The organism is Breznakibacter xylanolyticus, assembly GCF_003254275.1.
GTDB classification, from domain to species: Bacteria; Bacteroidota; Bacteroidia; order Bacteroidales; family Marinilabiliaceae; genus Breznakibacter; species Breznakibacter xylanolyticus.
This window is the reverse complement of sequence record NZ_QKZK01000059.1, coordinates 1-10,801: the sequence shown is the minus strand read 5'-3', so window position 1 is coordinate 10,801 and position 10,801 is coordinate 1. Positions and strand designations below refer to the sequence as shown.

Annotated in this window: 10 protein-coding genes; 4 read left to right on the top strand and 6 right to left on the bottom strand. The window is 48.9% G+C overall.

Features of this window, described 5'->3' with window-relative positions; translation table 11 throughout:
* Positions 1-515: 515 nt before the first annotated feature.
* The 4 genes from LX69_RS16905 to nuoE all read right to left on the bottom strand — a co-directional run bounded on the left by LX69_RS16905 (position 516) and on the right by nuoE (position 4,544).
* On the bottom strand, positions 516-797 hold the full coding sequence (locus LX69_RS16905; protein WP_111447212.1) for a (2Fe-2S) ferredoxin domain-containing protein: 282 nt from the start codon (positions 795-797) through the stop codon (positions 516-518).
* A 50-nt stretch (positions 798-847) separates the two neighbouring features.
* Positions 848-2,638, bottom strand: coding sequence for an NADH-dependent [FeFe] hydrogenase, group A6 (locus tag LX69_RS16900; RefSeq protein ID WP_111447211.1), 1,791 nt, complete (start codon positions 2,636-2,638; stop codon positions 848-850).
* 181 nt (positions 2,639-2,819) lie between these two features.
* Positions 2,820-4,001 carry a complex I 51 kDa subunit family protein gene (locus LX69_RS16895; protein WP_111447210.1) on the bottom strand — a complete coding sequence of 394 codons (1,182 nt, stop codon included), beginning with the start codon at positions 3,999-4,001 and terminating at the stop codon, positions 2,820-2,822.
* Between the two features lie 39 nt (positions 4,002-4,040).
* Positions 4,041-4,544: an NADH-quinone oxidoreductase subunit NuoE gene (nuoE, locus tag LX69_RS16890; protein ID WP_111447209.1), complete on the bottom strand. Its 504-nt coding sequence runs from the start codon at positions 4,542-4,544 to the stop codon at positions 4,041-4,043.
* Between the two features lie 171 nt (positions 4,545-4,715).
* On the opposite strand from nuoE, the gene LX69_RS16885 reads away from it, so the two are divergent.
* Together LX69_RS16885 and LX69_RS16880 are read left to right on the top strand one after the other, a co-directional pair.
* Positions 4,716-5,786, top strand: a complete 1,071-nt coding sequence (locus LX69_RS16885) for a DUF4421 family protein (RefSeq protein ID WP_111447208.1) — start codon at positions 4,716-4,718, stop codon at positions 5,784-5,786.
* 46 nt (positions 5,787-5,832) lie between these two features.
* Positions 5,833-6,507 (top strand): AlbA family DNA-binding domain-containing protein, encoded by a 675-nt coding sequence (locus LX69_RS16880; RefSeq protein WP_111447207.1) that lies wholly within the window; start codon positions 5,833-5,835, stop codon positions 6,505-6,507.
* A 7-nt stretch (positions 6,508-6,514) separates the two neighbouring features.
* On the opposite strand, the gene LX69_RS16875 is transcribed toward LX69_RS16880, so the two are convergent.
* Positions 6,515-7,033 (bottom strand): RNA polymerase sigma factor, encoded by a 519-nt coding sequence (locus tag LX69_RS16875; RefSeq protein ID WP_111447206.1) that lies wholly within the window; start codon positions 7,031-7,033, stop codon positions 6,515-6,517.
* 188 nt (positions 7,034-7,221) lie between these two features.
* Between LX69_RS16875 and LX69_RS16870 the strand changes: the two genes are divergently transcribed.
* A complete protein-coding gene (locus LX69_RS16870) occupies positions 7,222-7,914 on the top strand; it encodes a formylglycine-generating enzyme family protein (protein WP_111447205.1) in 693 nt (230 codons plus the stop codon).
* Positions 7,915-7,925: 11 nt separating this feature from the next.
* Here the strand turns inward: LX69_RS16870 and LX69_RS16865 are convergent, their stop codons facing one another.
* Positions 7,926-8,591 carry a helix-turn-helix transcriptional regulator gene (locus LX69_RS16865; protein ID WP_111447204.1) on the bottom strand — a complete coding sequence of 222 codons (666 nt, stop codon included), beginning with the start codon at positions 8,589-8,591 and terminating at the stop codon, positions 7,926-7,928.
* Between the two features lie 495 nt (positions 8,592-9,086).
* Between LX69_RS16865 and LX69_RS16860 the strand changes: the two genes are divergently transcribed.
* On the top strand, positions 9,087-10,562 hold the full coding sequence (locus tag LX69_RS16860; RefSeq protein WP_111447203.1) for a hypothetical protein: 1,476 nt from the start codon (positions 9,087-9,089) through the stop codon (positions 10,560-10,562).
* Positions 10,563-10,801: the final 239 nt, after the last annotated feature.

The window sequence follows — 10,801 nt, the reverse complement described above, 5'->3', positions numbered from 1 at the left end:
ACACAAGTGTGGTGCACATTGATCGCCCATTTGCTTTTAATGGTCCTAAGGGCAAAGTCGGACACAAAAAAGGCTTTCTCTACAATTGCCGCTTTGGTTAGGATTTACCTGATAAGCCATTTAGACGTTTATTGGGTGATTGAAAACTGTAGACGGACTTATGTCAAAAATGTAAAAGCAAAAAACAAAAGTCCTGACATACAACTCGCATTTTTCTGAAAAAAAAGGGGGGGGGTAGGTAATTGAAAAACAATTGAAGATATGCTTATATTGCTGTTTATCAACACTTACAATCTTTGAAGATTGGAGATTTCTAGTTTTGTCGGTCAGTAGTGTATCAAGATATAAGTATCAGGACGCAAGACACAGGCATGAGTTGAGGGGATGACTTTGATTGATCCATTAAGGTGAATGATTGAGTTCATTAATGATGCTAGGGTAACCTCCCTTTATTATTTTGGCTCTTTTGAACTTTTGCACTTTTGCACTCTTCCGCTTTGCCACTTCCCCCCCCATCAAACCACAGTATTATCACCCATCGAAGTCATGGAATCTTCAGAGCCAAAGACCGACATTAAAATATCGACCACATTATCGGGCGTGACCCACTCGTACACCCGGTCGTTGATGCGTAAAATAGGGCCCTGGGAACAACGCCCGGTGCACAAATCGCCATGAAAAAACACCTTGGCCTGCAATTGATGCGCGGCAATGAAATGGCGAATGACCTCCAGTGTTTCACGGTTTCCGCGTGTGTAACAGGAGCTGCCCAAACAGATGGTGATTTCAGTTTCCATGTGTTGCAATTTTTTATTTCAATGCCAAAAGACAAAACATCGTCATTCCATCAATAACGCTTCCGCGCCACGTAATGGGTATGGAGCAACTGATGCGACAGATGGCCAAGGGGCTCTTTGAGGAAATCCTCATACAACTTCACCACATCGGGATTCTCGTGCGACTTGCGAATGGCCTTTCCGGCATCATCGCGGTAAATGGCTCTCGCACGCATCTCGCGCACATGGTCGCTCACGGGCATGGGTTGACCGCCACCGCCCAAACACCCGCCGGGGCAGGCCATGATTTCGATAAAATGATAATCACAACTACCGTCGGCCACCTTTTTCATCACCTCGCGAGCACCAGCAAGGCCATGCACCACGCAGGTTTTTAGCGTCACACCGTCGAGGAAACCCCACTCGGGAAGGGGACTACTGATGGTGAGAGCAGCCTCCTTCACCTGCTCAAGGCCGCGCACCGGCACAATGTTCAAGCCGTCAAAAGGAACCTCGCGGCCGGTCACCACTTCATAAACCGTTCGCAAGGCCGCCTCCATCACGCCCCCGGTGGCTCCAAAAATGACCCCGGCACCACTGCTTTGCCCCATAATGCTGTCGAACTCGTCATCGGGCAGCGACAAAAAGTCGATGCCTGCCTGCCGAATCATCATGGCCAATTCGCGCGTGGTGAGCACATAATCCACATCCCGAAACCCACTGGCACACATCTCGGGACGAGCGGCCTCGAATTTCTTGGCCGTGCAGGGCATCACCGACACGCTCACCATATTTTTTGCATCCATGCCAATGCGCCGGGCATAATAGGTTTTTGCCAGAGCGCCAAACATTTGTTGAGGCGACTTGGCGGTGGACAGATGTGGCAACAAATCGGGATAGAGATGTTCCAAAAACTTGATCCATCCAGGCGAACAAGAGGTGGTCATGGGCAATTTCACCTGAGGATTTTTATCCCGGATGACCTCCCTGAGACGTTGCAGCAACTCATGCCCCTCCTCAATGATGGTAAGGTCGGCGCTAAAATCGGTGTCGAGCACCGAATCGAACCCCAAACGACGCAATGCCGCCACCATTTTGCCGGTGACAATTTGCCCCGGCTCCAGCCCCAATGCTTCGCCCAGAGCAATGCGCACAGCAGGAGCCGTTTGCACCACCACATGCCGGGCATCATCATCCATGGCCTGCCACACGGCATCAATGTAGTTCTTTTCGACCAGAGCCCCCGTGGGGCAATGGGTAACACACTGGCCGCAATTGGTACACACCACTTCGGCCATGGGGAGGTCGAAAAACGTTGAGATTTTCATCTCCGCACCTTTGTGAGCCACCGCCAAGGCACTCACGGCCTGAATCTCAGCACATGTCCGCACGCAACGCTGGCAACGAATGCACTTAGCATCATCCTTGATGATGGATGGCGAAAGATCATCAATGGTGTAATTCTTAAAAGGCACCAAATCGATGAAACGCCCATCCTGCACCAAATACTCCGAAGCCAGATTTTGCAACTCGCACCGTCCGTTTTTATAACAATGCGTGCAATCGGAACGATGCTCCGACATGAGCAGCTCGAGCATCACCTTACGAGCGTGACGTACCTTTTGGCTATTGGTCAATATCTCCATCCCCTCGGTCACGGGCGTGGCACAAGCCGGCAACAACCGGTCGGCTCCCACTTGCTCAACCATACAAAGCCGACAGTTCCCCGCCACGCACAAGTCACTGTGATAACAAAGTGTGGGAATTTGAATATGAATGCTGCGGGCAGCTTCCAGAATGGTAGCACCCGGCTGAATATTCACGGACAAATGATCGATTTGACAATTGACGGTATGAGGCATACGATTGGGGTTGATGGGGTAAGTATTAAGTCGCAAGTATCAAGACGAAAGACTCAAGATATAAGTATCAGGACGGAAGAAGACTGATGCGTTTACGGAATCATTATCAATCATTACATGTTAGTGCACTTCTGCACTTTTGTACTCTTGTACTTTTTCACACTCGCACTCTCTCTCTCGACTAATAAATCATCTCTTCCCTAAAATTTTCAACGATGGAAGCAAACGAATTGGCCACCGATTGCCCCAAGCCGCATTTGGCGGTCAGGCGCATGGTCTCGGCCAAATCGAGCAAAGCATCGAGGGTGGCCGAGGACAACTCACCCCGTTTAACGCCTTCGATGCCCCTGAGCAGTTGTTGCGTGCCTACCCGACAAGGGGTGCACTGCCCGCACGACTCTTCCACAAAAAACTCAAGGTAATTGTGCAACACATTGTACATCGACCGGGAAGAATTGAACAACATCATGGAGCCCCCGGTAGGGAGCGAGGTGCCGGTGAGCTTGCCCTGATACCCGATAATGGTTCGCTCAAAGCGCTTACGGGGCACGCAAAACCCCGAAGCTCCCCCCACTTGTACCGCCTTGGTGTCGCCATCGCCAAAATCCTCCACAAACCGCTGAAGGGTCATACCGAATTCCAGTTCATAGATACCGGGTACCGGCGTGTCGCCCGACACCGAAAACACCTTTGAACCCCGAGAGTCCTGTACTCCCAGGTCACGAAACTTTTCAGCGCCATATTTGAAGATGGAATAAGTATGCGCCAGGGTCTCCACGTTATTGATCACGGTGGGGGCATTGCGAAAGCCGCATTGCGTAGGATAAGGAGGCTTGTTGCGCGGTTCGCCCCGCTGCCCCTCCATGCTTTCAAACAGAGCACTCTCCTCGCCGCAGATGTAGGCGCCACTGCCCATAAAAATCTCAATTCGAAAAGGAAGCCCGGCCTCATCGAGCACGGCATGAAACCCATCGATGACCTGCTGAAGCTGAGCACGTAAAAAGCGATACTCACCACGAAGATAAATAAAGCCCTGTCGAGCACCAATCACTTTGGCGCACACGGCCATCCCCGCCAACACCTTTTCGGGCACCCGCATCAAAATTTCGCGATCCTTAAACGTGCCGGGCTCCCCCTCATCGGCATTGCAAATCACATATTTCTCGTCACCGGGGGCGTCGGCAGTCAGTTTCCATTTGAGGCCGGTGGGAAAGCCGGCTCCTCCACGGCCTTTGAGGCCGGAAGCAATGAGTTCGTTCACAATGTCGTCACGCCCCCGAGCCAGCGTTTGACGCACCAGCGGAGCCACATCATGCTCATCCTTAAAAATTAAATCCAAACGCATCAAATGTCGGGGAGCCATGACACAATATTTTAAGTTCAGAGAATGCACACACAAAAATCACGAGTTGATCAACCCCGAATTTTCAGATTCAAGCGCAGCCTTTTGCTGATATTCCGCCACGATGACACGGATGCGTTCGGGGGTGAGACGAGTGTAAGGCTCGTCGTCAATCAATATGGCCGGCCCCTGATGACACTGCCCCAGGCAATTGGTCTCCAAAAGCGTGAACAGCCCATCGGCGGTGGTCTCTCCCACGCGCACCTTCAAAAGCGTTTCCAGTTCTTTAAGCAATTGATTCTTCCCATGCATCACACACGTGATGGTTCGGCACAAACGAATCACGTGACGCCCCTGGGGACGAGTGACTAAAAACGAATAAAAAGTTGCCGTTCCGTACACTTGAGCAGTGGACAAGTCCAACGCCCGTGCCACCTCTACCATGGCATCGTCAGAGAGATAATGCTCATGTGCCTGTATGCCCTGTAAAATGGGCAATAAACTCTCGCGCCGGGTGCCGTGCTTTTGCGCCAAAGCGCTGACCAATTCTCGCAATCCGTTCATAACACGTGACAGGTTGGTTATCACAGAAAAAGTTAAGGATTAATCCCCTCGCATGCAAGAAAAAACCGTCCATCACAGGCGCATCCCCATCACGATGGCAACTTGCGCACGTTTTTAATTTCCAAAAACATTCGGAAAAGAATATCTTAGCCACCACAGAAACAAGTGCCCATGGCTCCCATGCGACCCTTTATTTTCATCACATTGACATCATTGCTTTGCGGCACTGCATTGGCGCAGACCGCACAACGCATTATCAACTACCCGCGTTACATCCATACCTATGCACGCCTGGGGCCGTCGTTTATGCAGTTCGAGGTCGATCATAGCGATTTGAGCAACGACATTGAATACCGCCCCAATGTATCGGCCGAATGGAACCTGGGCTTTTACTACTCATGGTTTGGATTGGACGTCAGCTTTGCGTCATCAAAAAAAGAAATGGAACAAAGCGACATGCCCGCCACCAAACGATTCGATCTGGAAGCCCACTACACGCTGCGACGGATCATGATGGATTTTACCATCAAGCAATATCAGGGATTTTATATTTCGAATCCCCAGTTATTTGATCCCGACAGGCCGGTCGATGCGCCACTCCCCTTCTTGCCCGACTTGCAAACCCGAACCCTTTCGGGCAACATCACCTACGTACTCAAGCCCGAGAAATTCTCGCCCAATGCGGCATACCACTACACACAGGCCATGCGCCACCCCGGAGGCAGCTGGCTTCTGGGCGCCTTCATTTCCCACAGCAGCATCAGTGGCGACAGTACCATCGTGCCCCAATCCCTGCGCGATGCCACACAAACACGCAATAACCTCAGCGCCATATCGTTTACCGACATTGGCATATCGTGCGGTTATGCCTATTTGCACACCTTTTACCGAAAATGGTTTGTAACAGCCACGTTTCAACCGGGGCTGTCGTATCAGCAAACATTGCGACAAGCGGTGGCCAATGGCGAATCGAGCCGTGACAGTGGAATATCACTGCGATCGGTCATTCGTCTGGCACTTGGGTTTAATGGCGACCGCATATACGGGGGCATCGGCACCTATCTGGAAACCGCCATCGTGCGCGCCCAGCAATCGCGCCTGTCGCTCAATTCGGGTCATCTGAATGTTTTTTTGGGCTATCGGATCAACACCGACAACTGGGGGTTTATGAAACATGTCGATCGGGTGCTTCACCCCAAAAGCCTGAGATTTCTCACAGGCAATCCGCCCCAGCGCAACTAACCCCTATCGCGTTATCATCACCCAGTCAAACCTCAAATAATCCCCCATGTCTGCCGCCGGAAAGCACCTGGCTCGCCTGATTGAACAAGGCGAACACGACCAACAGGACTTTAAGTTTGCCATTAACGACTCAAAAAAAATTGCCCGCAGCATTGCCGCCTTTGCCAACACGCGTGGCGGACGCCTGCTCATTGGCGTAAAGGACAATGGCAACATTGCCGGGGTTCGTTCCGATGAAGAGTTTTACATGATTGAAGCAGCGGCCAACCTGTATTGCCAACCAACGGTGCCTTTTGAATGGAAAGAATGGCAGGTGAACGGAAAATCGGTTTTGGAAATCATCATTGCCCCAGGCAACGAACGCCCCTATCAGGCACCCAACAAAGATGGTAAACCGTGGGCTTACGTGAGGGTGCGGGATCAGAACCTGCCGGCAAACCCGGTGTTAATCAAGGCCTGGCGGCAAATAAAACACAGCCGGGGAGCGCTTTTTAACATGAGCGGTCCCGAAAAAATTCTCATCGATTACCTGAACGAGCACGCGAATATCAGCAAATCACGATTCATCCGAATCGCAGCCATCAAGCCACATCAGGCCGACAAAATACTGGTGAATTTACTGACGGCCAACCTCATTCGCACACACATCTCCGAAAAAGAGGTCACTTACTCGATGATTCGCGAAGACGAAGCAGTGGATGCCCTCCGATTTTTTGAGTGATGGCGCCTTAACCAGGCAACCAATTGTTATCGCGATGTTCGGCGAGCATCTCCCCCAATTTTTTACGAGACAAGAAGATGCGACTTTTGACCGTTCCCATCTTGACGTTTAACATTTCGGCAATCTCGATGTATTTATAACCCTGAATGTGCATCTGCAAGGGGGTTCGGTAATCATCCTCGAGCAGGCTGATGGCATCGGAGACCTGACGCATGTGCAAGCGGCTGTCGGGCACATCATGATTGGCAAAACGTGAGGTCAGAGAGTAATGATCGGGCTCCTGGTCGACCATCTTGTATTTCTGCCCCTTGCGATACTCGTTGATAAAGATGTTGCGCATGATGGTAAAAGCCCAAGCCTTAAAGTTCACATCTTCCCTAAACTTATCACGGTTTTGCAAGGCCCGGCAAAAAGTGTCCTGCACCAGGTCGCGAGCATTTTCACTGTTCATCGTCAGGTGGTAAGCAAATCGGTTGAGTTGCTTGTGAATTTTTTCGAGCTGGGTGTTGAACTCAATAGCTGTCATAGATCAATGCGGTTAGTGGTTAGCGGGCAAACATCCGTTTTTGACACCGATAACGGACGTTGATGAAAAACAAAGGATAAGATAAGACATTCAGCGATACGAGAAAAGATTTTTTTTCGGCCATTATCGAGAATACGTTGGTTAATGCATGAGAAAATTACGAAAAGTCCAATCTTTTTGGCTCCAACATCGCCATCAAGGACTTTTACATTGGCAGGTATGAAGTCACACAAAAGCAATGGAAAGAGGTTATGGGCAACAATCCCTCTAAATACATTGGAGATAGCCTGCCCGTTGAGAGAGTGACCTGGTACGATTGCATTGAATACTGCATCAAAAGAAGTGAAAAAGAACAATTAAAGCCCTACTACCTCCTCTCTAAAGAGATCGTCGATAAAGACAATATTGGTGAATACGACAGCCTCAAATGGACGGTCACCATCAATCGGGGCGCCAACGGATACCGACTTCCCACCGAGGCTGAATGGGAATATGCAGCCAGCGGCGGCGCCAAAAGCAAAAATTTCACTTACAGTGGCAGCAATGACATCAACACCGTGGCATGGTATTGGAAAAATTCAGGCCGCGATGAATTATCCGGCACCTGGAGTTGGCCTAACATCGAACAAAACCACAACAGCACCAAACCCGTTGGCCTCAAACAGCCCAACGAACTGGGCATCTACGACATGTCGGGCAATGTCAGGGAATGGTGCGACGACTGGTATATCGATCACCAAACCCCAATGGGTGTGACCCGATCACAAAGAGGCGGCGGATGGATGGGAAGCGAACTCCGTTGCCAATCGGCCAGTCGCGATAACTTTGAAGCCACCGGCAAAGGCTCCGACCAGGGTTTTCGAATCTGCAGGAACAAGTAAAAAGCCCGATGTCACCACAGGCCCACTTCTTTTGCCCATCCCACCAACTGACCGGTGCGATGCAAGCCCAACTTACTGTAAACATTGCGCTTGTGATTGGCAATGGTGTGCACACTGCGATGGAGTAACCCGGCAATCTCTTTCACCGTTTTGCCATCGCACAAATACACGATGACCTGCTTTTCGGTTTTGGTGAGTTGCTTGAGTTGCGACTGATGCAGCTGCTTGGTCATCTCCTCGAGGTGGCGTTTGAGCTGCTTGTAATTGCTGATTTCATGGGTGATATCAATATCAATGGCCAAATTGCGTAGAGGACGTCCGGCCGCATCGCGCTCAAACACCACGCCAAACCCCTGATAGGTGGCCACCGTACCGTCGGCATGGCGCATGGAATAGAGGTATGAATCGGAACGCTGCTGCATCACCTTAAATTTCACAATGCTCTCGGCCATCCACGTAAGGTCATCGGGCACCACCACGGACTTGAGAAAATCGGGATTGTTGACAATCTGCCCGGGCTCATAACCACTGATTTGCACCACACCGCCGTTGATCCAGTCCACCATTTGCGTCTCAAGGTTGTTGACGTGCACCACTGCCGGCAGCGCGTCCAATATTTTCTTGTAAAAATCGCGCTCGGCGATGATGGCTTGAAGGTCGGAAGTGGAATGCGGCATAAAAAATTCATAAGTGAATTCTCAAAAATAATCAACCGAAATGGTTTCTGGTGATTCAGCTCCCGGGATTTGACAAATAGCACACCTGAAGCGACGAAACAAGCCATCGCGAACATTTAGAAACGCAGGAGCATCGTGATTGGGAGAAGTGCAAGAGGACATCAGTACCATCATCCGGGTTAGTCGGCTGATGGTGCGGGTTTTCAGGAGTGAAAAAAATTAACGCAAACTGTGTTGATGTTGTAAACGTAGCTATGATTACAAAACAGCGATAACGGGAAGTTACTAAAAACCTCTTAAATTTCGTTAACCTATGAGATACACATTGACTATCTTGATTCCTGCATGCATTATCCAACACTTATTTCGCATTGTACATCCATCACTGACGATAGATCATCAAATTTCATCCAATAGAATTTCGCAAATCTCTAAATTTAGAAACAATACTCAAGTGTAATCACAATCACATAAACAAATTAACACATTATTACTATGAAAAACCATTTACAACTTGCAGTAATAGCAATCTTATTGGTTGCAAACTGCTTTCTCCAGCAGGCATTTTCCCAAATTGTATCTAGTTCATTGTCGGGTAATTTGGTTCAAGCTGCCGATGGGGCCGGAATAGTTGGTGTTTTATACACCCGTAGCTCAAACCTTTACTTCAGTCAGCTCAATGCCGACAAAACATGGCTGGCCGAAATGCTCATTGGAGCAGCAACAGAAGGGAGTATTGCCATTGATAAAAATGGCGTTGCACATGTTGCCTATACAATTACCGGCCAAATTGCTTACAGCAACTATCAAAACGGAACTTGGAGCGACCCTGTTTTTATTGGGTCCAACCATGGAGGCGCTTGTTCTAAACCGGATATTGCAGTGGATGCTTTGGGGTTTGTCCACATCACATACTCCGACTCAAAAGGGAAAATTGGGGCTGATACCGACACAAACGACATCATGTATGCCACAAACAAAACCGACAATTTTGTAAACACCTGCATTTTTGATGGGTATTTGAAGTATTACGGTGGAGCAGACCGATATGCCGAATATTTTAACAAGGGCTCAAAGATTGCAGTGGATGAAAATGGTACATACTACATTGCTGCCCACAAGTATCAATACCAAACATGGATGGGTGGCAACGACAAACAATATTCCATTGCGTTTAAGTCAACAACTGGTACCGGTGGTACGGAAGCAATGTCATCAGATGCATTTGACATTTATGATGTAGCAGCTTTTGGTAGCAAAGCTGCCCTATCTTATAAACACTCCGTAACCAAATTTGCCGAAATAACAGGCACTACGTCGCTTACTTTAAGCAATATTCAAAACGCAAGTGCCACATCAAGTATTTGCTCATTAAACATCGACGACAACTCGATGGTCCTAAGCGGTGTCAGCTCAGGAAAACTAGTTTCCCAATTCAACCAATTGGCACATACCTATAACAACATCAGCGTGACGGGCACTGCGGCATCGGTGGTTAAATACAACCAATCGTTTTATTCCGTTTTTACCAACAGTTCAGATGGGAAAATAAAAGCAACCGAAGTGGTGCGGCCTTTATCGCTGGTTTCATTTAGCATCACTGCGCAAACATCACCGGCACTCATCGACTATCGCAACAGAACCATCATGGTTGAAGCTAGCCAGGGCACCAATTTGTCGGCACTCATTTCTACGTTCACCACATCGGCCGATGTGACATCGGTTAAAATAGGAGAAGTGGAACAGGTGAGCGGCACTACCGAAAACGACTTTACTTCGTTGAAAACCTATACCGTTTCGGATGGGACAACGACTGCAGAGTGGACTGTTAACATCGGTTTAGAGCCAACAAAATACGACATTTCCATTGCATCATTGCCCTCACTTGGCGGCACAACAACAGGTGCAGGTACGTATACCGAAGGGGCGGCAGTTAACCCATCTTGCAGCTTTCCATCCAAAATTCATTAAAAAAACACCTTTTTTCACCTCAAAATAGGCTCTTTTGCTCTATTTGCTTTTGTAATACATTGATAATCAGTGTCTGAATTTTCGAAAAATCATTTGTAGTACACAAGGGGGTATTGTATATCAGCGGTTTACATGTTTACTTTGGGGCATGTATTTCAAAGTATCCATGCGCACCAACCCCGAAACGGGAATCTATAGCGGTTATTACCGTTTAGTGGAGAGCTACCGTAATCACAGCG